The organism is Streptomyces sp. NBC_00669 (genome assembly GCF_036226785.1).
Classification (GTDB): domain Bacteria; phylum Actinomycetota; class Actinomycetes; order Streptomycetales; family Streptomycetaceae; genus Actinacidiphila.
Genome location: NZ_CP109018.1, coordinates 5,146,928 through 5,171,654, shown reverse-complemented (window position 1 = coordinate 5,171,654; position 24,727 = coordinate 5,146,928). Strand labels below are relative to the sequence as shown.

24 protein-coding genes, 1 tRNA gene and 2 pseudogenes are annotated in these 24,727 nt (G+C 72.9%); 6 read left to right on the top strand and 21 right to left on the bottom strand.

Features of this window, described 5'->3' with window-relative positions; translation table 11 throughout:
- Nucleotides 1-3 precede the first annotated feature (3 nt).
- The 8 genes from OG896_RS21705 to OG896_RS21670 form a co-directional block, all read right to left on the bottom strand.
- Nucleotides 4-1,425: a C2 family cysteine protease gene (locus OG896_RS21705; protein ID WP_329367792.1), complete on the bottom strand. Its 1,422-nt coding sequence runs from the start codon at nt 1,423-1,425 to the stop codon at nt 4-6.
- Entirely contained in the window at nt 1,422-1,754 is a 333-nt protein-coding gene (locus OG896_RS21700) for a hypothetical protein (RefSeq protein ID WP_329367791.1), read from the bottom strand. Before OG896_RS21700 ends, OG896_RS21705 begins: the two co-directional genes overlap by 4 nt.
- Before the next feature lie 193 nt (nt 1,755-1,947).
- Nucleotides 1,948-3,249, bottom strand: a complete 1,302-nt coding sequence (locus OG896_RS21695; RefSeq protein WP_329367789.1) for an MFS transporter — start codon at nt 3,247-3,249, stop codon at nt 1,948-1,950.
- A 109-nt stretch (nt 3,250-3,358) separates the two neighbouring features.
- The gene (locus OG896_RS21690) at nt 3,359-3,607 is read right to left on the bottom strand and encodes a DUF6191 domain-containing protein (RefSeq protein ID WP_329367787.1); all 249 of its coding nucleotides are present in this window, start codon (nt 3,605-3,607) and stop codon (nt 3,359-3,361) included.
- A 156-nt stretch (nt 3,608-3,763) separates the two neighbouring features.
- Nucleotides 3,764-4,123, bottom strand: a complete 360-nt coding sequence (locus OG896_RS21685; protein ID WP_329367785.1) for a peptidase inhibitor family I36 protein — start codon at nt 4,121-4,123, stop codon at nt 3,764-3,766.
- Between the two features lie 202 nt (nt 4,124-4,325).
- Nucleotides 4,326-4,715: a cupredoxin domain-containing protein gene (locus tag OG896_RS21680; protein WP_329367783.1), complete on the bottom strand. Its 390-nt coding sequence runs from the start codon at nt 4,713-4,715 to the stop codon at nt 4,326-4,328.
- A 197-nt stretch (nt 4,716-4,912) separates the two neighbouring features.
- On the bottom strand, nt 4,913-5,749 hold the full coding sequence (locus tag OG896_RS21675) for a ferritin-like domain-containing protein (protein ID WP_329367781.1): 837 nt from the start codon (nt 5,747-5,749) through the stop codon (nt 4,913-4,915).
- Nucleotides 5,746-6,534, bottom strand: a complete 789-nt coding sequence (locus OG896_RS21670; protein WP_329374191.1) for a ferritin-like domain-containing protein — start codon at nt 6,532-6,534, stop codon at nt 5,746-5,748. Before OG896_RS21670 ends, OG896_RS21675 begins: the two co-directional genes overlap by 4 nt.
- Before the next feature lie 356 nt (nt 6,535-6,890).
- Between OG896_RS21670 and sigK the strand changes: the two genes are divergently transcribed.
- Both sigK and OG896_RS21660 read left to right on the top strand, forming a co-directional pair.
- Entirely contained in the window at nt 6,891-7,478 is a 588-nt protein-coding gene (gene sigK, locus OG896_RS21665) for an ECF RNA polymerase sigma factor SigK (protein WP_328465671.1), read from the top strand.
- Nucleotides 7,475-8,218: an anti-sigma factor gene (locus OG896_RS21660; protein ID WP_329367778.1), complete on the top strand. Its 744-nt coding sequence runs from the start codon at nt 7,475-7,477 to the stop codon at nt 8,216-8,218. The genes sigK and OG896_RS21660 overlap by 4 nt, the downstream gene beginning before the upstream one ends.
- 98 nt (nt 8,219-8,316) lie before the next feature.
- Here OG896_RS21660 and OG896_RS21655 read toward each other — a convergent pair whose 3' ends face one another.
- The 7 genes from OG896_RS21655 to OG896_RS21625 all read right to left on the bottom strand — a co-directional run bounded on the left by OG896_RS21655 (nt 8,317) and on the right by OG896_RS21625 (nt 14,409).
- Nucleotides 8,317-9,333 carry a DUF5954 family protein gene (locus OG896_RS21655; protein ID WP_329367776.1) on the bottom strand — a complete coding sequence of 339 codons (1,017 nt, stop codon included), beginning with the start codon at nt 9,331-9,333 and terminating at the stop codon, nt 8,317-8,319.
- 134 nt (nt 9,334-9,467) lie between these two features.
- Nucleotides 9,468-10,241, bottom strand: a complete 774-nt coding sequence (locus OG896_RS21650; protein ID WP_329367775.1) for an HAD family hydrolase — start codon at nt 10,239-10,241, stop codon at nt 9,468-9,470.
- An 89-nt stretch (nt 10,242-10,330) separates the two neighbouring features.
- Nucleotides 10,331-12,316 carry an acetate--CoA ligase gene (acs, locus tag OG896_RS21645; RefSeq protein WP_329367773.1) on the bottom strand — a complete coding sequence of 662 codons (1,986 nt, stop codon included), beginning with the start codon at nt 12,314-12,316 and terminating at the stop codon, nt 10,331-10,333.
- Entirely contained in the window at nt 12,313-12,990 is a 678-nt protein-coding gene (locus OG896_RS21640; RefSeq protein ID WP_329367771.1) for an acetate uptake transporter, read from the bottom strand. Before OG896_RS21640 ends, acs begins: the two co-directional genes overlap by 4 nt.
- Nucleotides 12,991-13,204: 214 nt before the next feature.
- The gene (locus OG896_RS21635) at nt 13,205-13,795 is read right to left on the bottom strand and encodes a DUF5753 domain-containing protein (RefSeq protein ID WP_329367769.1); all 591 of its coding nucleotides are present in this window, start codon (nt 13,793-13,795) and stop codon (nt 13,205-13,207) included.
- Nucleotides 13,796-14,047: 252 nt separating this feature from the next.
- A tRNA-OTHER gene (locus OG896_RS21630) sits at nt 14,048-14,149 on the bottom strand.
- Between the two features lie 11 nt (nt 14,150-14,160).
- Nucleotides 14,161-14,409: a hypothetical protein gene (locus OG896_RS21625; protein ID WP_329367767.1), complete on the bottom strand. Its 249-nt coding sequence runs from the start codon at nt 14,407-14,409 to the stop codon at nt 14,161-14,163.
- A 308-nt stretch (nt 14,410-14,717) separates the two neighbouring features.
- On the opposite strand from OG896_RS21625, the pseudogene OG896_RS21620 reads away from it, so the two are divergent.
- The 3 genes and pseudogenes from OG896_RS21620 to OG896_RS21610 all read left to right on the top strand — a co-directional run.
- Nucleotides 14,718-14,933 (top strand): annotated as a pseudogene (locus OG896_RS21620) (helix-turn-helix domain-containing protein); the annotation flags it as partial.
- A 165-nt stretch (nt 14,934-15,098) separates the two neighbouring features.
- Nucleotides 15,099-16,085, top strand: coding sequence for a transcriptional regulator (locus OG896_RS21615; RefSeq protein ID WP_329374599.1), 987 nt, complete (start codon nt 15,099-15,101; stop codon nt 16,083-16,085).
- Between the two features lie 130 nt (nt 16,086-16,215).
- Nucleotides 16,216-16,433: pseudogene (locus OG896_RS21610) on the top strand (IS630 family transposase); the annotation flags it as partial.
- A gap of 72 nt (nt 16,434-16,505) precedes the next feature.
- Here OG896_RS21610 and OG896_RS21605 read toward each other — a convergent pair.
- Nucleotides 16,506-16,883 carry a nuclear transport factor 2 family protein gene (locus OG896_RS21605; RefSeq protein ID WP_329367765.1) on the bottom strand — a complete coding sequence of 126 codons (378 nt, stop codon included), beginning with the start codon at nt 16,881-16,883 and terminating at the stop codon, nt 16,506-16,508.
- Nucleotides 16,884-17,148: 265 nt separating this feature from the next.
- Here OG896_RS21605 and OG896_RS21600 point away from each other — a divergent pair, with 265 nt between their 5' ends.
- Nucleotides 17,149-17,400, top strand: a complete 252-nt coding sequence (locus OG896_RS21600) for a hypothetical protein (RefSeq protein ID WP_329367763.1) — start codon at nt 17,149-17,151, stop codon at nt 17,398-17,400.
- Between the two features lie 136 nt (nt 17,401-17,536).
- Here the strand turns inward: OG896_RS21600 and OG896_RS21595 are convergent, their stop codons facing one another.
- The 5 genes from OG896_RS21595 to OG896_RS21575 form a co-directional block, all read right to left on the bottom strand.
- Complete coding sequence (locus OG896_RS21595) at nt 17,537-19,435, bottom strand: sodium/solute symporter (protein ID WP_329367761.1); 1,899 nt, start codon at nt 19,433-19,435, stop codon at nt 17,537-17,539.
- Nucleotides 19,432-20,121, bottom strand: a complete 690-nt coding sequence (locus OG896_RS21590; protein WP_329367759.1) for a hypothetical protein — start codon at nt 20,119-20,121, stop codon at nt 19,432-19,434. Before OG896_RS21590 ends, OG896_RS21595 begins: the two co-directional genes overlap by 4 nt.
- The gene (locus tag OG896_RS21585; RefSeq protein ID WP_443057262.1) at nt 20,085-20,969 is read right to left on the bottom strand and encodes a LytR/AlgR family response regulator transcription factor; all 885 of its coding nucleotides are present in this window, start codon (nt 20,967-20,969) and stop codon (nt 20,085-20,087) included. The genes OG896_RS21590 and OG896_RS21585 overlap by 37 nt, the downstream gene beginning before the upstream one ends.
- 5 nt (nt 20,970-20,974) lie before the next feature.
- The gene (locus tag OG896_RS21580) at nt 20,975-22,165 is read right to left on the bottom strand and encodes a sensor histidine kinase (protein WP_402448997.1); all 1,191 of its coding nucleotides are present in this window, start codon (nt 22,163-22,165) and stop codon (nt 20,975-20,977) included.
- 127 nt (nt 22,166-22,292) lie between these two features.
- Entirely contained in the window at nt 22,293-24,653 is a 2,361-nt protein-coding gene (locus OG896_RS21575; protein WP_329367754.1) for an FUSC family protein, read from the bottom strand.
- Between the last annotated feature and the right edge of the window lie 74 nt (nt 24,654-24,727).

The following is a 24,727-nucleotide window of genomic DNA, read 5'->3' as shown; positions in this document are numbered from 1 at the left end:
GGCTCATACTCCTGACGGCGTGAACGACACTTCGTTCAGGTTCTTGCGGTACTGGTCCTCGGTCAGTGTGACCTCCTGGGGCATCTGCCTGGTGCCTTCGTACTGGCCGGAGCCCCAGGGGTTGAGGAGGGTGATGGTCGGCGGGTGGGCGTTCATGTCGACCCGCTCCACCGAGTACTCGTGCCCGGACACCAGCCGGTCGTCGTGCACGTCGCCGTCGCCCTTGGTGCCGATGGTGACCGCCTCACCCTTGCCGATCCTGGTGCTGATGTCGGCGAAGGAGACGTCGCCGGGGCTGTGCCGGGTGGCCGGCTGCCCGGTCAGGTCGGACATGCCCACGTCGCCCCAGCCGCCCTCGATCTTCTTGTAGCCGCCGGAGTACTGCGCGAACGCCTTCCCGTAGATCGCCACCCAGGTGGCACCGCTGCGCGTGTCGGCGTAGACGGGGTGGCCGTTGGAATCCACCGGGAGCTTGTTGTCGACGGTGACCTCGACCGGTGTGGGCGGCATCCCCGGCAGCGGGCCCTTCTGGTAGAAGGTCACCGTGTAGGTGCCGTTGGCGTTCTGCTTGATGTGCTCCTGCGGCCAGTTCGGGTCCCGCTCGGTGATCGCGGCCAGCGAGGACAGGAACCAGCAGTCGCCGTCCTGCCCCTGGCGCAGGTCGTTCATCAGGTCGGGCCCGTTCGGGCCGAACAGCGGGTCGTCGACGGCCTGGTAGTGCGCGCCGTCCACGGTGGTGTCCGGCTGCCACTTCAGGTTCGACAGCGCGGGCTCGATCCGGGCCAGCGTGGTCGGGCCGCACTCCTTCTGCAGCATGTTCTCCCAGCGGGCCTTCACCGCGCCGTCCGAGTCCCCCGCGCCCCACCACGACGAACCCTCGCCCAACTGGCCGTTGAGCTTCTTCAGTTGGCTGTCCGACATCCGGGACATCACGGCGTCGAGTTCGGCCGGCGACAACTTCGCGAAGTCGTCGAGGACTTCCTTGCCGCCCTGGGCCGAGTCGGACCACAGGAAGCCGCCGGAGTCGCCGATGTGGTCGTCGAAGTACTTCAGCGCGTCCTTGATCTTCTGCTCGTCCGGCGGTGGCTCGTCGTCGAAGTACAGGCTCGGATCGACGGTGTAGCCCTGCTTCTCCAGGGTCTGCACCGCGTCGAGTTGCTTGCAGCGGCGGTCCATCGACGCGGAGGTGTCGTCGAGTTCGGGTTGCAGGGACGCCGGCAGACCGGAGTAGAACAGCGGGAAGACCTGGCCGAGCAGCGGCTCCAGTCGCGGGCTGGTGGTGGCCGGCTTGCCGTCCATCAGCCCCTGGACCTCCAGCAGCAGACCCGCCACCTTGCCGTGCAGGGTACGGGCGGAGGGGCCGACGGACTTCATGTGCGCGGCCATCGAGCGTATCTGAGCGGTGTCGAAGCCGTGGAAGCTCACTTGTGGCCTCCGGCGGCCTTCTTGGCGGTGTCGGTGGCGGCCTCGTCGTCCAGCCGGTCCGCCTCGGTCTGCCAGCGCGCCGCGTCCCTGAGCAGGTCCTCCGCCATCGCGCGCAGGCTCGCCCGGCGGTCCACGAGCGTGCCGGTGGTGGTCTGCGCGTACGCCCCGGCCCAGATCGGCGGGTTCGCGGTGGCCTGTGTCACCGTCGTGTCCAGCAGTGCGGCCAGCGATCCGGCGATGCTCCGCGCCCGTTGCGCGCAACCGCGCAGGTTCTCGGCGCGCGCCTTCTTCTGCGCGGGCGTCTCGGCCTGCGCTCCCCCGTCACCCATGCGACCCCGTTCGTATGGCAAACGTGTTAGAGGACTGGGACCTTACGGGATTCGGCACCCGTCCGGAACCTCCGATCCACCGCCGGCACGCAGCGCCGGACGACCGCCGCCAGGGCGCTTCGGGCGAGGGCCGTGGGGGAGCACCAGACGCCACGGGCCCCGCCCTTGGGGCGGACGGCGCTCCTTCACGGCACTAGGCGCCGGCGGCGGGGAGTACGGCGGTGGGGCCGGGCAGCGGGAGGTCGCGCATGCCGCGCAGCGGGGAGAAGAACAGCCACAGGCCCGCGCAGCAGCCGCCGATCACGGCGAGCCACAAAGTGGGCCGGACGCCGAGCGACGTCGCGAGGGCGCCGCCGGCCAGGCCGCCGAGCGGGAGGGTGCCCCAGTTGATCCAGCGCGCGGCGGCGCTGACCCGGCCGAGCAGGTCGGGCGGGCAGGCGGCCTGGCGGTAACTGGTCAGCGAGATGCTCGAAACGGTGGAGGAGAAGGTCCACGAGATCCAGCCGGCGCCGAACAGCAGCACCCGCCAGCCGCGCCCGGTCAGCGGGATCAGCAGGCCGGGCAGCGACATCACGGTCATCGCGAGCCAACTCACCCGCGCGGAGCCGACCTTGCGCGCGAGGCCCTTCGCCGCGACGCCGCCGGCCACCCCGCCGACCGCGCCCAGCGCCAGCAGCAGCCCGACCAGCGACGAGCCCAGGTGCAGGGTGCGGATCAGGTAGACCGGGCCGAGCGTCTCCACCATGATCACGAAGAAGTTGGCGGTACCGGTGAACGCCAGGGAGTGGCGCAGCACGGGGTCGCGCGCCACGTGGGCGAGGCCGGCGCCGATCTGCGCGCGCAGCGTGGGCCGGGGCGTCCCCGCCGCCGCGCGCGGCCGGCGCGGCTCGCGGCCGCGGATCGCCGACAAGGACGCGGCCGACACCGCGAACGACAGCGCGTCGGCGGTCATCGCCCCCGCGGCGCCGACCAGCGCGACCAGCCCGGCGCCCAGACCGGGGCCGGCGATCTGCGCGGCCGACTGCGACGCGGCCAACTTGCCGTTGCCGGACATGAGTTGATCAGCTTCCAGCAGCGTCGGCAGGTAACTCTGGTAGGCGATGGAGAAGAACACCGACAGCACGCCGGCGACGAACGCGACCCCGTAGAGCTGCGCGAGGGTCAGCGTTCCGAAGGCGTGGCCGAGCGGCACCGACGCGATCACGGCGCACAGCGCGAGGTCGCAGCCGATCATCAGCCGGCGTTTGGCCACCCGGTCCACCACGGCGCCGGCCGGCAGCGCCACCAGCAGGTACGCGCTGGTCTGCGCGACCGACAGCAGGCCGACCTGGAACGCGGTGGCCTTCAGCAGCACCACGGCGACGAGCGGGAGCGCGAGCACGGAGACCTGCGAGCCCACCTCGCTCACCGTCTGGCCGCTCCACAGCAGCAGGAAGTCACGATCGCGCGGCGCCCGCGGGCGCCGTCCCTCGGTTTCGGCGCCGGCATCACCCATCGACCGATCGTGTCACCGGCACCCGCCCCGCACCCGTGCGATGTGACCAAGGCCACATCGGGCGGTCCGGCAGCGGTGAGGCAGCAGCCAGGCGGCGGTCAGGCGGCGGTCAGGCGGCGGGATCGTCCGGGATGTCGCGATCGTCCGGGACATCGGTGTCATCGCTGTCATCGGCGTCGTCGGCGTCGTCGGCCGCCTTGTCCGGGACCCGCACGGTGACCGTCCCCGAGGCGAGGTCTATCGGCCCCCGCGCCGGGTCGCTGCTGCCCTCGTCCTCCCGGGTCAGCTCCAGCCGGTTGCGCTCGTCCTCGGTGTGCTTGCGGCCCGGCGCGAACAACTCGTCGAAGAAGTTGAACATCGCGGCCCTCCGATGACCTCGGCAATACGCCCAGGCTACGCCTCGCCCCGTCATCCCGACGGCCCAGCGGAAAGCACGACGTATGGCGTACGCCCGCGCGCGGGCCCGTGCCAGGCACCCGCGCGCACGGTCGAAGGACCCCGGAAGGGCCGCCGGTCAGCAGGAGCCGGGGCCGACCCCGTCGATCTGGCCGCCGAAGTCCTCCAGGTAGGTGGCCCGCCAGTCGCCGTTGAGGACCTGGCGCTTCTGGACCGGCTGCCAGTTGATGAAGCAGGCGTTGACGCCGGCGACGAAGGAGCCGACGTGGTCGTGGAACTGCGGCGGCATGTCGCGGTAGCCGCTGGCCGCGGTCCACTCCCAGGTGGCCCCGGAGAAGCCGTCCTCGCTCCAGAAGCAGATCGAGCCGCCGCTGCACGGCGGCGGGGTCACCGCCGAGGCGGACTGTGCGGGTACGGCGGACAGCAGTGCGGCGCCCATGACGAGTGCGAGCAGGCCGGCGCGCTTGCGGATCTGCATGAGGGGTCCTCCACATCGGTCGTCGATCGTCGGTCGGTGCCGGCGCGGCCGCGGAGCAGCGCGGCGGCGACGGCACGTTTCCATGATCACGACGTCCGCGGAGGACCTGTGGAGGCCCGGGCCGTTTTCACCCGGTGGACGCAATCGGCGTGCGCCCTACGGAGGTCAACTCGCCGGACCTCGGCTCTTCTTGAGCCGGCCCTCAGCTCACCTTGAGGGTGCCGGTCATGAACTGGTGGATCGTGCACATGTAGGCGTACGTCCCCGCCTTGCCCGGAGCGGTGAACGTCGTGGTCTTCCCGGGAGCGACGTGGCCGGTGTCGAAGAGCTTTCCGGTGTCGGCCGTCACGGTGTGGGCGGTGGTGTCCTCGTTGGTCACGGTGACCTTCGCGCCGGGGTGGACGGTCAGCGTGGCCGGGTGGAAGGCGAAGTCCTTGATGGTGATCTTCGTCGCGCCGGCCGCCGACGGACTCGCGGAGGACCCGCCGGAGCCGGACGACGAGGAGGAGCAGCCGGACAGGACGAGCAGCGCGGCGGCCACGGCGAGGGCCGCGCCCTTGCCGCGCCGGGCGGGGATACGGAAGTCGGTCACGTCGGGCCTCGGGTGGGGACGGGGGCGGGGACAACGGGGACGGCGGGGACGGGGACGGCGGAGACGGCGCGGGACGGCGAAGGCGGGTGGGCCGGGCCGGGCCCGGAAGGGCGCCCGGTAGGGGTGGCCCGCCCCTTGCGCGTGGGCGGACCACCCGGTCCCTGGGCACCGTCCGGGCGGCGTTCCGAACGGCCGGGTCAGACCGTCAGAAGCGCGGGACTGGCGGCCTTGTCCGTCGGCAGGAAGTCGTCCGGCACCGGGTACTTGCCGAGCACGAAGTTGAGGATCGCCGCGTGCATCGCCTCGACCGGCGCGATGGTCGCCGCGGTGGCGATACCCGCCGCCGCGCTCACGTTGTACGTCGCGAACAGGTACGTCTGCGCGGCCTGGTCCTCCAGCGTGAGCGCCAGGTTCGCGACGTCCGTCACCGTCTTCGCCTTGCCCAGCGCCGCCAGCGTGGCGGGCTGGTTGGACAGCGGCACGTTCGTGATCGCCGGCTTGCCGGCGCCGGTGAGCACCGCGTTCCACGCCTTGGCGTGGTCGGCGTGCTGCGCCATCGCGGTGGTCACGAAGGTGGCGACGGCCGGCGGCACCGTACCGAGCTTGCCGGCCTTGGCCGCCTTGAGCGTCGCCTGGTACGCGCCGACCGCCTGGTTCTCCAGCGCCACCGCGAGCGCGACGACCTTCAGGTCACCGGTGTACTGGCTCTTGGAGGAGCCGGACGCGGAAGCGGAGGCGGACCCGGAGGGCGCGGCGGCGGAGTCGTGCTTGTCGCTGCTGGAGCAGGCGGCCAGCGCCATCGCGGCCGCGAGACCGCCGGCGCCGAAGAGGAAGCGGCGGCGGGCGGGGTCGCTCGGCCCGTCCTCCCGCGCGCCCTGCTTGCCGAGGTTGCCGCGGATGTCCTCGGCGAGGTCCACCGCACTGGCCCGCATGGCGGGCAGGGTGTCGCGGTGGGCGGTCTCCATGTCGCGGGTGAGCCGGGCGAGCTGGTCCTCGCTGATCGGCATGTCCCAGCCGTCGCGTGCGGTGGTCACTTCACGGCCCCCTCAGTGATCGGCGAGGCGTTCTTGGTCGGGTAGAAGGCGTTGGGGAAGCCGACGCTGCCGATGGCCGCGGGGAGCTTGGCGACGTCGGTCGGGATGGCGACCAGGTCGCCGAGGTTGTCGGCGAGCAGCGCCTGCACGGCGAGCAGCGTCGCGCGGTGCTGGGCCTCCACCGGCGCCACCGAGGCGAACAGCTTGCGCAGTTCGGCGCTGCTGACCTGGCTGACGTTCTTGGTGTACGTCTGCGCGGCCACGTCCTCCAGCGTGATGGCGAGCTTCACCACGTCGGCGGGGGTCTTGATGGTGGGCAGCGTCTTCTTCACCACGGCCGCGTACTTCGGGTCCGGGCCGGTCTGCTGCTTGCCGCCGGCCTGGGTGACCGCGGCGTTGAACGCCTTCACGTGCGCCTGGTGCTGCGTGGTGGTCTTCGCGATGAAGGCCACGATCGTCTTGTTGCCGTCCTTGATGAACGGCAGGCCCGCGGCGGTCTGGTAGACGCTGATCGCCAGGTTCTCGATCGACGCGGCGGTCTGCAGCGCCATGACGTCGTTGCTCGACGTGGCGGCGGCGGCGCGCACCGACGTCAGCAGCGCCGCGGCACCGGCCGCGCCCGCGACCGCGCTTCCGCGCCGCCACCAGCGGCGCGGCTGCGGCCCGGTGGCCTCCGCGAAGTCGGCCAGCGCGTCCTGGGTGATGCGTACGGCGTCGCTGTTCAGGTCCTGGGACTGCTCGGTCAGCTCTTCGAGCAGTCGGGTGTCGATGCGCTCTACGCCCATCACGCCCCATCTCTCCTCGCACCCGCTCGGTCCACGGGCGCTCTGCGACACGTTCGCCGCTGCGACCGGCGCGGATTGGTCCACTGCCCGAAAGCCGCGCCAGGTCCACCCCCACGGGTGAAGACACCGCCGGGTGGCTGACGGCGCGGAGGCGAAAACACCCGGTGAGCCGTCCGGGACCCGCCGCGGACCCGGCCCGGCCCGGATCGCGGTGGGTTAGCGTCGCGAGGGCCGGCCGGGCACACGAGGCCGTACCCCCGTACGGCTCCGCGCCCGCATCCCCGCCGGTTCGCGACCAATCCGCGCGCCGGACAGCGACGAATGACCGGTGACCGCATGACAGTCCGGAGGTGTCCATGCGCGTGGCAGCACGTGACGGCCAGTCCCCCGCGCCCCGCTCCGGGGTGCTGGAGGCGTTGCTCGACCGGGTCTCCCGGGGCGACCAGGAGGCGTTCGAGCACCTCTACACGGCGGTCGCCGGCGCCGTGCTCGGCCTGGTCCGCCGGGTGGTGCGCGACTCGGCCCAGTCGGAGGAGGTCGCGCAGGAGGTCCTCATCGAGGTCTGGCGGTGCGCGGCCAGGTTCGACCCGCAGCAGGGCAGCGCGATGGCGTGGATCATGACGATGGCGCACCGCCGCGCCGTGGACCGGGTGCGGTCGGCGCAGGCGGCCGCCGACCGGGAGCACAAGGCCGGGCTGCGCGACCGGGTGCGCGCCTTCGACGAGGTCACCGAGCAGGTGGAGCGGCGGCTGGAGCGCGAGCAGGTCAGGCGCTGCCTGGAACGGCTCACCGAACTCCAGCACGAGTCGGTGACCCTCGCCTACTACCGCGGCTACACCTATCAGGAGACCGCGGAAGTGCTCGGGGTGGCCCTGGGCACGGTCAAGACCCGACTGCGGGACGGACTGATCCGGCTCCGCGACTGCTTGGGGGTGGCGTCGTGACCGAAGTCGACCTGCACACGCTGACCGGCGCGTACGCGGTCGGCGCGCTGGAGGACCGGGAGGCGCGGGACTTCCGCAGGCACCTGACCCGGTGCGAGGCGTGCGACCAGGAGGTGCGCGAACTGCGCGAGACCGCGGCCCGGTTGGCCCTCGCGGTGGCCGAGGTGCCGCCGGTGGGGATGCGCGGCCGGGTGCTGGCCGCACTGCCCGAGGTGCGCCAGCTGCCGCCGGAGCCGTCGGCTACGCAGCGGTCCCTCCGGCGCAACTGGCGCCGCCGGCTGCCGTACTACGCGCTCGCCGCGTGCCTGGCCGGCGCGATCGCCTCCGCGGGCATAGCGATCCAGGCCGAGCACACCGCCGACCGGCAGCGCGACCGCACCGCGCGGGCCGAACACCAGGCGGATCAGCTCAGCACGCTGCTCACCGCGCCCGACGCGTCCTTCCACACCCAGGGGCTCAAGGGCGGCGGCACCGCGACCGTGGTGTCCTCGGCGCGGGCCGGGCAGGCCGCGCTGGTCTACCGCGACCTGCCGAAGCTGCCGGGCTCGCGGGTCTACGAACTGTGGTTCAGCAGGAACGGCACCATGGTGCCCGCGGGCCTGGTGGACTCCGCCACCGCGTCCGGGTCGGCCCTGCTCAAGGGGCGGACGGACGGCGCCGACGCGGTCGGGGTGACCGCGGAACCGCACGGCGGCTCCCCCGCGCCCACCTCCGCGCCGCTGGCCGTACTGCCCCTGTGACCGGCGGCTGCGCCCGTGGTGGCCTCCCGCCGGGCGCAGCCGCCTCCAGCGCGGGCCACGGCTGCCGCTGCCGTGGCGGCTGCTCCCCGCCGTAGCGGCTACTCCTCGCTGTAGGTGATGGTGCCGTGCTCGTCCATCGTCGGGCGGATCTTCGACGGGCCGTAGGGGTCGATGTCGGAGGGGCGGGGCGGTTCGGGGCCGTCGAGGCCGAACCGGACCATGCGGCCGACCCGGACCACGAAGAACCGCCGGTCGTGGACGGACAGTTCGTTGGCGCGGCCGGCGGCCTGGAACCGCGCGGCGACCCGGTCGTACTCCGCCTTCTCCTGCGGGGTGAGCTTGCGCATCCGCGGCCACATCTCGGTGAGCGCCGTCACCAGGGTGCGGCGGGCCGCGTGCGGGGTGGCCACGATCATGGAGAAGGGCTCCCAGCCGTCCTCGGTGCGCTCCACCACCCGGAAGGCGGCCGGCAACACCACGGTGCCGGGGTGGGTTTCCAGCGCCCGGCGGGAGTCGGCGCGGACGTCGGCCGGGTAGCGCTCGCTGCGGTAGTGCAGTTCGCGCAGCGCCAGCCGCTCGGAGCCCGCCACCACCCCGGTGACCGCGGAGTGGTCCATCACGAAGTCCTGGTCCACCCCCGGCTCGTCGGGCGAACCGTCCCAGTCGAGCACCAGGGCGTCCCGGTCGGCGGGGCGCGGCGGTTCCAGGCCGTCCTCGTTGCTGTAGACGTACTCCTCGGCGCGCACCACCCGGTAGCGCACCCCGCACACGGTCAGCTCGTCGAGCGGCTCCTGCTCCAACCTGGCGACCGCGGCGAGCAGTTCGCGGCGCACCACGGGGTCGTCGGTGTCGTCCTTGGCCTTCAGCCACAGATACGAGTTGAGCGCGTCGCGGGACGCCTGCGGGAAGCCCTCCACCGCCGGCTCCACCATCCGCCAGCCGGTCTCGCCCGGGGTGTGCGCGGCCAGCCCGAACACCGGGCCGCGGATGATGTAGTGCGCGTAACGGCGCGCGGCGTCCGCCGCGTCCGCTTCCTCCGCGGCCGCCACCGGATGGTCGACCGGTCGCACCCGCATCACCAGACCGTCCGGCTCGACCTGTTCCTCGCTACTCATACGAGCATTGTGCTCACACAGGGTGCATCCTTGTCAGGCGTTCGCCACGACTCATATGCACAGCATCAACACGCTTTCTCCCGAACGCAGTTGGGATTACGTCCGACCGCTGCTCGGCGGGGTCGCGTCGGCGGTCAGCGGGGAGCGGCCGTCGCGCGCAGCGCCGCGCGCAGTCCGTCGACGCCCGTGTAGTGCAGGCCGGCCATCCCGGCGGCCTCGGCGGCGGCGACGTGTCCGGCGGTGTCGTCGACGAACAGGCAGCGGCGCGGGTCGGCGCCGGCCAGCGCGGCAGCGGCGGCGTAGACCCGGGGATCGGGCTTGGCGGCGCCGAACCGGGCGGTGTTGAGCACGGCGTCGAAGGCGTCGGCGAGGCCGATGGCGGCCAGGTACGACTCGAACCGGGTGGTGGCGTTGGAGACCAGCACCACCGGGACCCGGCTGCGTACGGCGGCGAGCAGCGCCAGCACCTCGGGGTCGAGGCGGCCGGTACCGGCGGTCCACTGCGCGACCATCGCGGTGGCGGCGGTGGAACCGCAGACGGCGGCCAGGTCGGCGGCGACGCGCACCCGCCACTCCTCGTCGGTGATCGCGCCGGTGATCGCGAGTTCGAGCAGCGCGGGCCGGAACGCGGCCCCGGCCATTGTCCCTTCGGGCAGGCCACGGGCGCGGTCGAGCGAGGACATCGCGTCGGGCGCCCACAGGTGGACGACGCCGTCGAAGTCGCAGAGCACCGCGTCGTAAGGGCAGCCGTCCGTACGGTCGTACGCGCGGCCGTCCGCGAACTCCGGTGCCTGCCTGGGCCGTTCGGACTGCCGTTCGGGCCGCCGTTCCGGCCCCTCCGCCGGCCCCTGCTCCGGATGCCGCTCGGGTCGCGCGTTCTCGGCCGCTCGCCGCTCGCTGTCCGTCACCCGCTCACCGTAGCGCCGGCGGCCGGGACGGACGGCGGCGCGGTACGGCCCCCCTCGGGTCGTACCGCGCCGCGCGACGGGTGGGCGGGCTACTCCTCGTCTCCCCCGCCGGAGGCTCCGCCCGGCAGGCCCTCCCTGATCGCGTCCATCACGGTGGAGTCGGTGAGCGTGGTGACGTCGCCCAGCGCGCGGTTCTCCGCGATGTCCCGCAGCAGGCGGCGCATGATCTTGCCCGAGCGGGTCTTGGGCAGCTCGGCCACCACCAGGAGTTGCCGGGGCCGGGCGATCGGTCCGATCTCCTTGGCCACGTGGGAGCGCAACTCCTTGGCCAGATCGTCCCCTTGGGCCTCAGCGGCGGCCCGCTCGCCCGCGCCGCGCAGGATCACGAACGCCACGATGCCCTGCCCGGTAGTCGCGTCGGCGGCGCCGACCACGGCCGCCTCGGCGACGTACGGGTGCGAGACGAGCGCGGACTCGACCTCCGTGGTGGAGATCCGGTGCCCGGAGACGTTCATGACGTCGTCCACCCGGCCCAGCAGCCAGATGTCGCCGTCCTCGTCCTTCTTCGCGCCGTCGCCCGCGAAGTAGTACCCGGGGAAGCGCGACCAGTACGTCTCGATGTACCGCTGCTCGTCGCCCCAGATGGTGCGCAGCATCGACGGCCACGGCTGGGTGAGCACCAGGTAGCCGCCGGAGCCGTTGGGCACCGGCCGGCCCGCGTCGTCGACGACCTCCGCGGAGATCCCCGGCAGCGGCCGCAGCGCGCTGCCGGGCTTGCACGTGCTCACCCCCGGCAGCGGGCTGATCATCTGCGCGCCGGTCTCGGTCTGCCACCAGGTGTCGACCACCGGGCAGCGGTCACCGCCGATCGCCTGCCGGTACCACACCCACGCCTCGGGGTTGATCGGCTCGCCGACCGACCCGAGCAGCCGCAGCGAGGACAGGTCGAAGCGGGCCGGGATCTCCTCGCCCCACTTCATGAAGGTGCGGATCGCGGTGGGCGCGCAGTACAGGATCGTCACGCCGTACTTCTGCACGATCTCCCACCAGCGGCCCTGGTGCGGGGTGTCCGGGGTCCCCTCGTACAGCACCGAGGTCACGCCGTTGGCGAGCGGGCCGTAGACGATGTACGAGTGGCCGGTGACCCAGCCGATGTCCGCGGCGGTCCAGTAGACGTCCCGCTCGGGCTTGACGTCGAAAACCGCCCAGTGCGTCCAGGCGGCCTGGGTGAGGTAGCCGCCGGTCGTGTGCAGGATGCCCTTGGGGCGGGCCGTGGTGCCGGAGGTGTACATGATGTAGAGCGGGTGCTCGGCGTCGAACGCCTCCGGGGTGTGCTCCGCGGGCTGCGCGTCGACCAGGTCGTGCCACCACACGTCACGGTCCTCGGTCCAGGCCACGTCCTGCCCGGTCCTGCGCACCACCAGCACGTTGCGCACGTCCGGGCACTGCGCCACGGCCTCGTCCACCGCGGGCTTCAGCGCCGACGGCGCGCCCTTGCGGTAGCCGCCGTCGGCGGTGATCACCACGTGGGCGTCGCAGTCGAGGATGCGGCCGCGCAGCGCGTCGGCGGAGAAGCCGCCGAAGACCACGGTGTGCGGGGCGCCGATCCGGGCGCAGGCGAGCATCGCCACGACCGTCTCGGGGATCATCGGCATGTAGATCGCGATCCGGTCGCCGGACTGGACGCCCAGCGCCTCAAGCGCGTTGGCGGCCCGGCAGACCTCATCCTTCAGGTCGGCGTAGGTGAGGGTGCGGGTGTCGCCCGGCTCGCCCTCCCAATGGAACGCCACCCGGCCGCCGTTGCCGGCCTCGACGTGCCGATCGACGCAGTTGTGGGCCGCGTTGAGCCGGCCGCCGACGAACCAGCGGGCGAACGGCGGGTCGCTCCAGTCGCGCACCTGCCGCCACGGCGCGGCCCAGTCCAGCCGGCCGGCCGCCTCGGCCCAGAACGCCTCGCCGTCGGCGGCGGCCCGGTCGTACGCCTCGGCGGTGACGTTGGCCTCAGCGGCGAGGGCCGCCGGCGGGGGGAACCGGCGGTCCTCGGACATGAGGTTGGAGAGGGTCTCGCCACTCATGCGTGCGGCTCCTCGACCGGTCCGCCCCGGCGGCCGAGCGCGGCTCCGGTGAGCGGGCCGAGCGGGATCACCGGGCGCTTCCACGTCGAGTTGGTGACGACGGCGAACGACGCGTACCAGGCGAACACCGCGGTGACCAGGCCGATCCAGCCGCCGACCTTGGTGACGGTGACGCTCGTCGCGAACTCCCCGACGGCCAGCACGATGAAGGTCGCGGACAGCGCCACGAACACCGCGAGCAGCGCCGCGTTGGTGCGCAGCGCGGCGGCCGTCATGTAGACCGTGAACACGGCCCAGACCAGCAGGTACAGGCCGGTGGCCTGGTGCGCGGTGTCCGGCGGCAGCGTGCCGACCACGAACTTCACGTAGGCCGCGTACGACAGCCAGAACGCGCCGTACGACGCGAACGCGGTCGCCCCGAAGGTGTTGCCCTTGCGGAACTCCCACATGCCGGCGAGGAGTTGTATCAGGCCGCCGTAGAACAGCGCGAGCGGCAGCACCACGGTGAGCAGGTTCTGGTCGATGAGGTGCGCGTTGAAGGAGCTGAGCACGAACGTGGTGGACGCGAAACCGGCCAGCCCGAGCGGTCCGGGGTCGGCGATCGTGTCCGCGGCGGCGGACGCGGGTGCGGGTGCCGGCGTGGCTTCTGCTGAGGTCGGGGCGGGGATGCTCATCTGCGGGGTTCCTCCTCGTCGAGGAAGGCAGCGGTAGGCGAGGGCGCGCGGGCCTGCGGCCGGGTGCCCAGGGGCCGTTCCCGGCCCCCGCTTCACGCTAGGACGAATCTCGGCCACGTGACCTGCCTCACACCCAGCCGTTCGCCCAGCGGTCCCCTCCACTCGGTGGACGGTCCCCCTCACGCGCCGAACGGTCACGGCGGGCTCTCTCCCGTCACCTCGCGGTGAGGCGTTCCATCACGGTGTGCTCCTCCAGCGCGGCCCGGAGGAAGGTCACGGATTGGGTGGGCGTGAGGGCGTTGTCGCGGAGCAAGTCGTAGGCCAGGCGCAGCGGTTCGACGTCTTCGGGTTCCTCGACGAGGTGGCCGCTCCAACTGCTCTGCGTGTAGGCCACGACGTGGCCGTCCTGGAAGAAGATCAGCTCCAGGCAGCTGCGGATGTGGTGCGGACCGGTGCCGAACGGGACGACGTGCAGGGAGACATCGGGCTGCTGGGCGGTCGTGATCAGGTGTTCCAGTTGGGCGGTCCACGTCTGCGGGTCGCGGGCTTTGCGTCGTAGTACGGCTTCGTCGATCAGCGCGCGGTAGTGGACGGGGTTCGGGCCGGTGAGACGGTCTTGCCGCTTCAGCCGTGCGGCGACCTGGGCGCTCAACTGCTTGATGCTGTGCGGGCGGGCGGTGCGGAGCTGTTCCTCGGCGTAGGCGCGGGTCTGGAGCAGGTACGGCACGGCGCTGACCGCGTATTCCTGCACGCTCACCGCGTCCGCCTCCAACGGGGCAAGTCCGAGGAACGGCTTGCTGTTCATACATGCACAGCCCCGCGAGTTCCAGCAACGTCAGGCCCGCCTGCTGCCGCCGATAGGCCAGCTCACTGGCGTACAACTCCCGCGCGGACAACCACTCCCAGTCGATGAGCATCCTGGTGGTGCCCTTCTCGCCGCTTCCGCTCCCGCCTTTTCCGCTGGTGCCGCTCATACGGATCTCCTCTCCACGTGGTCGGTCGTGCTGGTGCTATGCGCCCCTGAGTTCAGGGGAATTCCGCGTGCCGGGGCGCCACGTCCCCTTGTCCGGACTCGAACCGGAGTCATCGGGCCTGCCCGCACGCATGAACGGAGAGTGTGCGGGGCCGCCCGGGCTCTTCCTGACTGAGCTACAAGGGGGAGTTCATGAATCAAAGGGACGGCTGGGTTCCTGTCGGGGGCAGGTCCAGCAGCGCACCACGGCTGTCGGCAACGCGCAGCGCGTCCGACAACGCCGTGCACAAGTGCGTCACCATGCCGTGGAGTTCGGTCTCCGACGGAGCCGCCTCCCCGAGCGTCTTACGCACGAAACCCAGCAGCTCCCAGCCCATCCCGAGCTGCACCGACTCCATCTCGTCCGCCAACCGCCACAACGCCGACGACGCGCCACCCCCCTCCAAGGCCAGGTAACACGCCCGCCCACCAGGCCCCACCCACGGAAGCAACCGGTCGCCGCTCACTGGCGGTACCCGTATTCGCCCGTGTCCCCGGTGAGCGACCGCCAAGCGGAACCCGCTCCCGCCCGTGGTCGCCGAATATCCGTAAGCTCTCGCATGTCCGTCTGCTTTCCTCAGGTCCGCCACGCCCCGGGCCCGGTGCCACGGTTGCCGGAGTTCGTACGGTTCCATCGAACCGTCGGGGGTCTTTCTCGTGGGGAGCCGGACAAGGGGCCAGGGGAGGGGCCAGACTGGTCCACGAGGGGGCCAGAATGAATGACGATGAACGGCGCCGACAGTTCGGTGCCTACCTCGCGGGGCTTCGACAGCTCACCCGAAAGTCGCAAAGTCAACTGGCGTCTTGCCTTTCCGAGTTATCCGGTACGGCGTCGGTCACGCGCCACGAGGTTTCGCGCTGGGAGCGAGGCGCACGTATCCCTCTTGCGTGGCTGCCTGACCTGGCCCGCGCACTGGATACGCCTCTTGCTGAACTGGAACGCGCCGCCGAGTACACGCGTGATCGGACAGGCGCGGCTTGGCCCGGACGCGGAATCGCACCGCCCGTGCGAGCTGTCCACCGGCGGACAATGGCCCTTACCGTTGACGGTGACGGTCTGGCGGGTGCGGCCATCGGCGGAGCGGAGGGCACTGAAGTGGACAGACGACGGTTCCTCGGAGTGGTCGCCACGGCTACGGCCGGGTCGGGCACGCTGGCGGAGATCGCCGAAGCGCGTCAGGGCATCGACTCCGCGCTCTCCGGCTCGGACGCCGGCGATCTCGCCTACCTGGAGGGCGCGTTCGAGCGGCACCGCGGCGGCTACCGTGGTCGCGCACCCGCGGTGGTGCTCGGCCAGATGCGCGGCGACCTCGACCTGTTGCGGGCGGTGCTGAATCGTCCGCACACGGCGGCCACCCGTACCCACCTGGCCCGTATCGCGGCCGGGATCGTCGGCCTGGTGGCGATCATCCAGCATGACCGTGGGGACCAACGCGAAGCTCATCGCTGGTTCACCACCGCCGAACGGGCGGCCCAGGAGTCCGGCGACCGCCACATGCTCGCCTGGGCGCTTGCGCGGCACGCGATGGTCCCGCTCAACTACGGTGCCCCTGAAGCCGCCGCCGACCTTGCGCGTCGGGCCGGAGCCGCGGCCGGCCGGGCTCCTTCCGCGTCGGCGGCGCTCGCCGCCGCGGTCACCGCGAGGGCGCTCGCCTCGAACGGCGACCGGCAGGGCGCGTTGCGCGAGGTGGCCGCCACGCGCACCATCGCCGAGCAACTGGAGGGGGCGGAGACGGCCGACACCTGGTTCGGCTATCCGATGCAGAAGCACCACGTCCACCTCTCGCAGGCGTTCACCCTGTTGGGGAATACGCAAGAGGCGTACGACGAACAGGATGCCGCCCTCGGGCTGACCCGGGCGCCGTCCGTGATGACCCGCGCCCTGCTGGACATCGACAGGGCGACGTGCATGAGCACCGAGGGCGACCCCGCTCATGCGGCCGAGAAGGCGGCAGGGGTGTGGGAGGCGCTGCCGACGGCGTACCGCGGCGGGCTCGTGCGCGAACGCACCTCGACACTGTGCGACACGATCGCGGACACGGCGCCGACCGTGGCCCAGGAACTGCGCGCCGCACTCGTCTAGTGCGGTGACGGTGAAGGTTCGCCGGGTTGGCGGTCGCGACGGTCGGGTGTGCGGTGACGTCCGATCCGATCGCTGGAGGCGCGGTGGCCGGGCCTGTCCGTGTACGCGGACCGACCGACCAGGAGGGACCGAGGCCCACTTTGGTCCGCTGCGGCAGTTCACCCCGGCCGGCTCCCACCACCGCAGCCACCCCGCGCAAACCCGGGCACCTCACCGCTACCTGCGCCGGCGCAACAGCAACGCCCGCCACCCCGACGTACCTCGCCGCCCCACGCGAGGAACGTGCCCGCCCCCGCAGCGAAAAAGGCATCTGCTGGGGCGGACGTTCCACTCAACACCGCACCCTGACCCACCGCGAACAGCAGCCCCCGAGCACCGAAGGGGGCCGGTTCAGGAGCAGCACAGCGACAGAAGGACGGCTCAGGGGGCGGACGGCTCGATCTCCCCCGCGAAGACGATGACCTGGTCGATGAGGCTCCGCCGCAGATGGACGACGTCCGTTCCCGCCAGGCGGGGGCCTCCGTCCGGCATGGTGAAGACCCACTGGTACCGGGCCCACTCGTCAGGCATGTCCACCGCTGAGCAGCGCACCATCGTGCCGGTCCCCGCCGGGTGGCGCCGGATGTCCAGCACGAACCGCTCGACCGCCGCGATTCCTTCGCTGCGGCCCAACGGCCCCCAGAAGACCACGTCTGAGGTCAGGGCCTGGGAGAGCAGGGCGGTCACATAGTTGTCGTCCGAGGCGTTGAACGCCGAGATGAACGTGTCGATCGCGGAGCGAGCGGTCTCTTCCTGCATGCCCCCAGTAATACCAGCCGTTTCGCGTGCGCTCCTCCCGCGAGCCGCCTTCCGATCACGGTGGACCATCCGGTCACAGCACTGGCCAGGGCCGCACGCCAGGTGCGGGTCGGCGCCGGACATCAGGTCGGCGCCGGGCCATTACGTCCGCGCCGGGCGGCCTCGGCCGGCCGGGCATCGTACGCGGCGCGGGCCGTGCGCAACGGTCCGCGTGGGCCGTGGACCAGCCGGGGATCGGGGCGGTGAGCACGCCTGCTTCGCGGCCGTGGCAGCCGCTCGCCCCGGCCACGCGGAGCGCACCTCCCTGCTGACGGGTCCGGGACCCGTCGCCCACGCCGACGTGGCGGCCGAGCTGACCCGCGCCCTGGGCCGGGCGATCGCGTACCGCGGGGTGACGCCCGACGGGCACGGCGAAGGAATGATCGAGGCGGGGCTCCCCGAGCAGGTCGCCGGCCTCCAACGCGCCCAGCTCTTCTGGCTGCTCGCCCGAGGGAGACGCCGCTTGGCACTCCGATGACATCGTCGCCCTCACGGGCAGCGGTCCCCCGCGATCTGCGCACCTACGTCACCGACCGCGTGACCGCTTTCCGGTGGACCTAGAGACCTGTATCCCCGCGGTCGGCGCTTCCCGGGAGGAAAGACGCTTCTCCGGCCTACGGTTCACCCGCGCCTGCGGGGCTGGGGCTACCCACCGGCGGCGGCTCAGGGCCGGTGACCTCCTCGGGCAGATGCATGCGCAGCATCACCCGGTCCACGGCGGCGGGCGAGAGGCGGCCGCGGGTGAGGAGCGAGCCCACCACCATCACCGCGAAGGCGACCGGCACCGTCCAGGCGGCCGGTTCCTCCAGGAGCGCGGCGCCCCAACCGTGCCCGGGGCCGCGGACGCTGGTGACCACGACGGCCACCGCGGCCAGCCCTCCCCCGGCGACGAGCCCGGCCAGCGCGCCGCGGTCGGTGAGCCCGCGCCACCAGATCCCGAGCACCAGCAGCGGGCAGAAGGAGGAGGCGGCGACCGCGAACGCGAGCCCGATCGCGTCGGCGACCGGCAGCCCGGACGTCATCGTCGCCATCACCAGCGGGGGCACGCCCGCCACCAGGGACGCCCAGCGGAAGCCGCGCGCCGACCCGCGCAGCAGGTCCTGCGAGACCACCGCGGCCACCGACACCGTCAGCCCCGACGCGGTGGAGACGAACGCGGCGAAGGCCCCCGCCGTGGCCAGCGCGGCCAGCAACCGCCCGGCCTCCCCGCCCTGCACGACCTGCGGCAGCACCAGAACGGCGGTGTCGGTCCGCCCGGTGAGCAGGAGTTGGGGCGCGAACACCCGGCCGAGTGCCCCGTACACCGGAGGCAGCAGGTAGAAGACGCTCAGCAGCACCAGGACCAGCAGCGTCGTACGGCGCGCGGCCTGCCCGTCCGGGTTCGTGTAGAAGCGCACGAGGACGTGCGGCAGGCCCATCGTGCCGAGGAAGGTGGCGAGCAGGATCGAGTACACCGCGTACAGCGGGTGCCCGCGGCCGCCCGCGCCGGACAGCGGCCGGGCCCACTGCGAGCCGGTCGCGGGCGCGAGGCCCACCTGGTGCGGCACGGGCACCCCGGCGGGGAAGGTGAGCCGCGCCCCGGCGGCGGCGGAGTGCTCGCCGACCGCGAGCCGTACGGTCCGGGTACGGCCGCCGGTCCCCAAGTCGCCGCCGCCCGAGGGGTTTCCGGCCTCCTCGGTGCCCGCTCCTGCGTCGGCGCCCGCAGCCACGGCAGTGCCCGCGCCCGCGCCAACGGCCGAACCCGCCTGCGCGCCCTCGGCCTTGTACGTCCTGCCGTCCAGGCCGCCGCTGACCGCGATCGTCACCGGTGCGCGCACGTCGAAGCGCACCGGGTCCTGGATACGCACCACCGTGGTGTGCGGGAAGCGCGGCACGTCGGGCCCGGTCAGCGCGGGCGACCCGGCGGTCCGCCAGGCCATCACCAGGAACAGCGCGGGCACCGCGATCGCGATCAGCTTCAGCCAGAAGTGCAGGCCCTGGACGAGGGTGACGCTGCGCATGCCGCCCGCCGCCGACACGACGACCACCGCGACCGCGACCACGACCGCGCCCGCCCACCGGGGCGCCCCGGTCACCGTCTGCAACGTGAGCCCCGCGCCCTGGAGTTGGGGCGCCAGGTAGAGCCAGGCGATCACCGCGACCAGCACGCTCGCCACCCGGCGCACCGCGGTGGAGCCGAGCCGCTCCTCGGCGAAGTCCGGCAGCGTGTACGCGCCCGAGCGCCGCAGCGGCGCCGCGACCAGCAGCAGGAGGACCAGATAGCCGGCCGCGTAGCCGACCGGGTACGCCAGCATGTCCACGCCGTACGCCATCACCAGGCCCGCGACGCCGAGGAAGGACGCCGCCGACAGGTACTCCCCGCTGATCGCGCTCGCGTTCCACAGCGGCGAGACCTCGCGGGAGGCCACGTAGAAGTCCGAGGTGGCGCGGGACAGCCGCAGCCCGTAGACGCCGACGGCGACGGTCGCCACGAGTACGGCGGCGAGCGCGGCGAGCCCGAGCGCGGGGTTCACCCGGCACCGGGTCGGGAAGCGGACGGGCCGGGCCCCTCGGGGGTGGGGGCGGCGGACCCGGAAGCGGCGGAGCCTGGAGTGGCGGAGTCTGGAGCCGCAGCCCCGGAAGCGGCGGAGCCTGGAGCGGCCGAGCCCGGAGCCGCAGACCCGGAAGCGGCGGACCCGTGCTCCGTGAAGTGCGGCTCCACTCCGTCCGAACCAGCCTGCCCACCAGAGGAGTTCTGGGCTCCATCCGGCTCCTGCGAAGCCACCGTCGGGTCCGGCCCGCGCAGCAACTCCGTGAAGTCCCGCTCCACCCGTTCCGCGTGCCGGACGTGGAACCAGGCCATCCCGAGCAGCACCGGATACGCCACCACCCCGAGCAGCAGCCAGGCCAGCCGGAAGCCGAAGACCTCGGCGGTGCGCAGCCCGGGCAGCAGCGCGAACGCCGCGGGCACCCCGCCGAGCACGACCGCGAGCACCGTCAACACGCCGAGTGCGAGCCGTAGTTGGTCGCGGACGAGGGAGCGTACGTAGACCTGGCCGAGCCGGGGCTGCGCGTGCAGGTCGGCCGGTCTGGCGCGCGCCGACCAGCCGCCGGGGCGGTGCCGGCGCGGGCCCGACACCGCGGTGCGGCGGGGCGGCGGCGGTTGCGGCTGGTGGCCGCCGATCACGGCCGGCCGCCCGGCCCGGGCCGCGGCGCCCACCGGGTCAGCAGGTCCCGCAGCTCGCGCGAGTGCCTCCTGCTGACCGGGAGTTCGCCGCCGGCCACCCGTACCGTCCAGTGCCCGGCGTCCGAGCGCAGTTCCTCCACGTGTCCGAGCGCCACCAGGAACCGCCGGTGTATGCGCAGGAATCCGTGCGGGCCCCAGCGCTCCTCCAGCACGGCCAGCGGGATACGGAGCAGGGGCGCGCCGCCGCGCGTGTGCAGGCGTACGTAGTCGCCCTGGGCCTCGACGTAGGACACCTCGTCGCGGGAGACGAAGCGGGTGACGCCGCCCACCTCGACGGGTATGCGCTCGTCGGACCGGTCCGGTTGCCGGACGGGTCGGTCCGGGGGCGGCGGCCAGCCCGACGGCATGAGCCGGTCCGGGGCCGAACGGTCCTGCGCCGGGAGGGCGTTGGGGTCGGGCGGAGATGCGGGTGCCGGGTCGGATACGGGTGAGCCGGGGGCGCCCGGGGCCGTGCCGCCGCTCTCGATCAGCGCGGCCACCCGCCGTACCGCCTCCGCCAGGCGCTGCGGGCCGACCGGCTTGAGCAGGTAGTCGCAGGCGTTGAGGGCGAACGCCGACACCGCGAAGTCCTCGTAGGCGGTGACGAACACCACCGCCGGCGGGTGCGCGAACCGGCCGAGCACGCGCATCAGGTCCAGGCCGTCCAGCCCGGGCATGCGGATGTCCAGGAAGACCGCGTCGGTGCTGCCGTCCTCCAGCAGCCGCAGCGCCTCCTCGCTGCCGCCCGCCGCCAGCACCCGGCCCACCCGCCGGTCGCCGCGCAGCAGATACGTCAACTCCTCCAGCGCGGGCGGCTCGTCGTCCACCGCGAGGACCTGCAGCGGTCTCACGAAGCGTGCACCCCGTTCCGGTACTTGGGCACCCTGACGTTGATCTTCGTCCCCGCACCCCGTGCGGTCTCCACCACCAACCCGTACTCGTCGCCGAACACCGCGCGCAGCCGTTCGTCCACATTGCCCAGGCCCAGCGAGTCCCCGCCGGCCTTCCCGGCGAGCTGTGCGCGCACCTGCTCAGGGTCCATGCCCACGCCGTCGTCCTCCACACTGATCCGGCACTCCGCACCGGCGTCCTCGGCCCGGATCGTGATCCGGCCCGAACTGGCCTTCGGGCCGAGGCCGTGCCGTACCGCGTTCTCCACCAGCGGCTGCAGGCAGAGGAACGGCACCGCCACCGGCAGCACTTCGGGGGCGATCAGCAGGTCCACCCGCAGCCGCGCGCCGAACCGGGCGCGCTCCAGGCGCAGATAGCGGTCCACCGAGTGCAACTCCTCGGCGAGGGTGCTGAACTCGCCGTGCCGGCGCAGGCTGTACCGGGTCAACTCGGCGAACTCCAGCAGCAGTTCGCGGGCCTGGTCCGGGTCGGTGCGGACGAAGGACGCGATCGCGGTGAGTGAGTTGTAGACGAAGTGCGGGGAGATCTGCGCGCGCAGCGCCTTCAACTCCGCCTCGATCACCCGGGTTCTGGACCGGTCCAGCTCGGCGAGTTCGAGCTGCGAGATCATCCAGTGCGCGACCTCGCCCGCGGCCCGGACCAGCCCCGCCGACACCTGCCGCGCGTACACCGACAGCGCGCCCACCACCAGGCCGTCCACCACCAGCGGCACCACCACGGCGCTGCGCACCGGGCAGTCCAGGTCTTCGCACGCGATCGCCTCCGCGGGCACCACCCACGGACGGCCGGCGTCCATCGCGTCCTTCGCGTGCGCGACCGCCTGAGCCGCGTGCCTGCGCCCCGGGCCCTCCCACGCGAGGAGGGTCTCCTCCCCCACCACCGCCAGCGCCGGCGTGCCCAGCAGTTCCCTCAGATGGCGCGCCGCCCGCTTCGCGGAGTCCGCGTTCAGGCCGTCCCGCAGGGGCGGCGCCGCCAGTGACGCCTGGTGCAACGTCGCGAACGCCGCCCGGTCCGCGGGCGTGCCGAACCCCCTTCGCCCCCGCACCAGCCAGAACAGCGCCGCCGCGGCGCCCGCGATCACCAATGCGACCGACACCACGGTGATCACCGAGCTCATATTTCGCATTATGACCACACCGGCTCACCCGTAACAGAGCCGTGCGCCATCTTCCCGTGCGTCCTCGCGGCAGTCCGTCGCCGGCGGGGCGCGGACGGAGTCGCCGGGCCCAGGGGCCGCGAGGCGCCGCGCCGTCCTAACGGATCGTGCTCCGGGGGCCGACAGAGCGGGAGGGGGTGGGGCCGTCGCTGGCGGCGACGATGCGCGAGGTGGGGGCGGCGGACCCGGGGGTTTCGGGGGCGGGCCCCTGGACCGCGAGTTCGCGCAGCAGCTGGCGCAGGCGGAGCAACGGCCTGGTCACCGCGGGAAGTACGGTCCCGGGTGCGGGCCGAGCCGCGAGCATGGCGGCGTCGGCGGCCCGAAGCGCCCGCTCCACCTCCGCGGCCGGCCGGCTCTGCGGACTCGGCGCGAGCGCGAGCGCGGTCGCGGCGTCGGCGAGCGCCCGCGCGGCGGCGGCGAGGTGCGGCGCCGGCGGCAACCCGGGGGCACGCCGCGGCCCCACCGCGAGCGCCCTGATCTGCCGGGTGACGGCGGCGTAGAGCGTGAGCCGGTGCCGCATCACCCGGGGGTCGTTCCCCCAGACCAGCGGCCTGGTCAACGGCCTTGCCACCAGAGCGAGTTGCTGAAGCCGGTGGTCGACCACCCGCACCTGCGCGTCCAGTCCGGGCGCCTCCGCGGCCGGCTCGCCCGCGAGTTGCGCCGCGCAGGCCCGCAACAGCTCGCCGAGCGCGGTGTAGTAGCCGACCCGTGCGCTGTAGACGGTGTCCCGGGTGCTGGTCGGCAGGACGACCAGCGCGACGCCGATCCCGATCGCCGCCCCTATCGCGGTCTCCTCCAGCCGCAGCATCAGCAACCCGGCGGTGAACTCGTGCAGTTCGCTGTAGAGCTGGGAGACCATGATCGTGACGAAGAAGATCATGGCCGCGTAGGAGATGCTCACCAGGTAGAACCCGCAGGACATGCTGAGGATGATGACCGTGATGATCCAGTAGGTGTGCCCCGCGGTGAGGTGGGCGAGGCCGATGCCCGCGCCGAGCCCGACCAGCGTGCCGACCACGCGGTTGCTCGCCTTGATGAACGTCTCGGAGCGGGTCGCGGTGCCGGTGAAGGCGATGAACGTCGCGATCACCGCCCAGTAGTAGCGGGCCTGCGACAGCTCGCGCCCGACGAGGATCGCGAGGGTGCCCGCGACCGCGACCTGGACCGCCTGCCGGGTGGTGAGCGAGAGCTTGCCGAGCGGGTTCCAGCGGCTGCGCGCGCTGACCGAGAAGGCCACGGCGGCGGACCCGGGCAGCGCCCCCATCGCGAGCGTGACCGCGGGTTCGAAGACCTCCTCGCCGTCGACGGCCGTGTCGGGCACCCCGGCCTGCCCGGTGAGCGTGGTGAACTCCCAGGCGGCGGTGGCCAGATGGTGGGCGAGGCAGTCGACGTCCCGCAGTGCGGACCGGTTCGCCGCCGAGGCCGAGGCCGAGGCCGGGGCCGACGCAGGGGCCGAGGCCGGGAACGGGGCCGGCGCGGGGGCCGGGGCCGGGTCGGTCCGGCCCGCCTCGTCGTACCGGTCGACAAGCCTGCGCGCGGCCCGCCCGGCCGCGTCATAGTCGCTGCCGGCCAGATGATCGGCGATCCTCGCCGCGTCCGCGATGTGCCGCGCGTCGGTCCCGGCCATCGCGTCAGCGGCGGTGGCCAGCGCGTCGATCGCGAGATGGGCGTCGAGCACCCGGCGCCGTACGGTCGCGGCCGAGAAGCCCTGCGGGATCGCGCCCGGCGTGCCCGACCAGCCCTCTATCACCAGCGCGGTCTCGGCCAGCCGGAGCTGCCGCGAGTGCAGCTTGCGGCGCAGCCGGGCCAGTCGGCGCGCGTCCCGCGGGTCGGCCTCCAGCAGGTCGGCGCAGACCCGGGCGACCGAGCGGGCCCGGGCGCCGAACGCCCGCCGGACCCGGGCCAGGGTGCGCTGCGCGTGCGTACGCAGCACCGTCGTCATCAGCAGCAGCACCCAGGCGGCGGCGATGGCGACCGCGATCAGCAGGGAGGGGAGTTGGGCGAAGGTGGCGCCGAGGAAGGACGCGAAGAAGTAGCCCATCCAGATCATGAAGCCGTAGAAGAAGAACGGCATGCCGAATCTGCGGATGAAGACGGCCACGAACATCACGGCGACGAAGACCGCGAGCTTGGTGTCGGTGTGCTTGGCCACGCAGACCCCGACGGTCATGCCGGCGCCGAGCGCGACCGGGAAGAACACGGCGGTGGCGATCTTCCGCCGGGCTCCGGCGGCGTCGCCCAGCGCCATCGAGCCCATCATCGCCATCATGGTGCCGAGCAGCATCACCACGAGGGTGCCCTGCGGTCCGCGGTCGGTGACCCGGCCGTACACGTACTCGATGCCGAGCGTCGTGCTCATCGCGACCGCGGCGGACAGCGCGGAGCGCAGCCGCTGAAGTCCCGGGTCGGAGCCGACCACACGGTCCCACGTCTCGGATATCCAGCCGGTAGCCGCCATACGTGTCCAGTGCCCCTCTCGCCGTGCCCTCGCTGCCGTCGGTGCCCGCACCCACCGCGGGCACCGCACGGGTG

Bases quoted from the DNA above. Each gene is read 5' to 3' on its own strand.
- OG896_RS21605 (WP_329367765.1), bottom strand. From the start codon at position 16,883: ATGCAGGAAGAGACCGCTCGCTCCGCGATCGACACGTTCATCTCGGCG.
- OG896_RS21635 (WP_329367769.1), bottom strand. From the start codon at position 13,795: ATGAACAGCAAGCCGTTCCTCGGACTTGCCCCGTTGGAGGCGGACGCG.
- OG896_RS21580 (WP_402448997.1), bottom strand. From the start codon at position 22,165: ATGCGAAATATGAGCTCGGTGATCACCGTGGTGTCGGTCGCATTGGTG.
- sigK (WP_328465671.1), top strand. From the start codon at position 6,891: ATGCGCGTGGCAGCACGTGACGGCCAGTCCCCCGCGCCCCGCTCCGGG.
- OG896_RS21670 (WP_329374191.1), bottom strand. From the start codon at position 6,534: ATGGGCGTAGAGCGCATCGACACCCGACTGCTCGAAGAGCTGACCGAG.
- OG896_RS21695 (WP_329367789.1), bottom strand. From the start codon at position 3,249: ATGGGTGATGCCGGCGCCGAAACCGAGGGACGGCGCCCGCGGGCGCCG.
- acs (WP_329367773.1), bottom strand. From the start codon at position 12,316: ATGAGTGGCGAGACCCTCTCCAACCTCATGTCCGAGGACCGCCGGTTC.
- OG896_RS21640 (WP_329367771.1), bottom strand. From the start codon at position 12,990: ATGAGCATCCCCGCCCCGACCTCAGCAGAAGCCACGCCGGCACCCGCA.
- OG896_RS21690 (WP_329367787.1), bottom strand. From the start codon at position 3,607: ATGTTCAACTTCTTCGACGAGTTGTTCGCGCCGGGCCGCAAGCACACC.
- OG896_RS21685 (WP_329367785.1), bottom strand. From the start codon at position 4,123: ATGCAGATCCGCAAGCGCGCCGGCCTGCTCGCACTCGTCATGGGCGCC.
- OG896_RS21655 (WP_329367776.1), bottom strand. From the start codon at position 9,333: ATGAGTAGCGAGGAACAGGTCGAGCCGGACGGTCTGGTGATGCGGGTG.
- OG896_RS21700 (WP_329367791.1), bottom strand. From the start codon at position 1,754: ATGGGTGACGGGGGAGCGCAGGCCGAGACGCCCGCGCAGAAGAAGGCG.
- OG896_RS21575 (WP_329367754.1), bottom strand. From the start codon at position 24,653: ATGGCGGCTACCGGCTGGATATCCGAGACGTGGGACCGTGTGGTCGGC.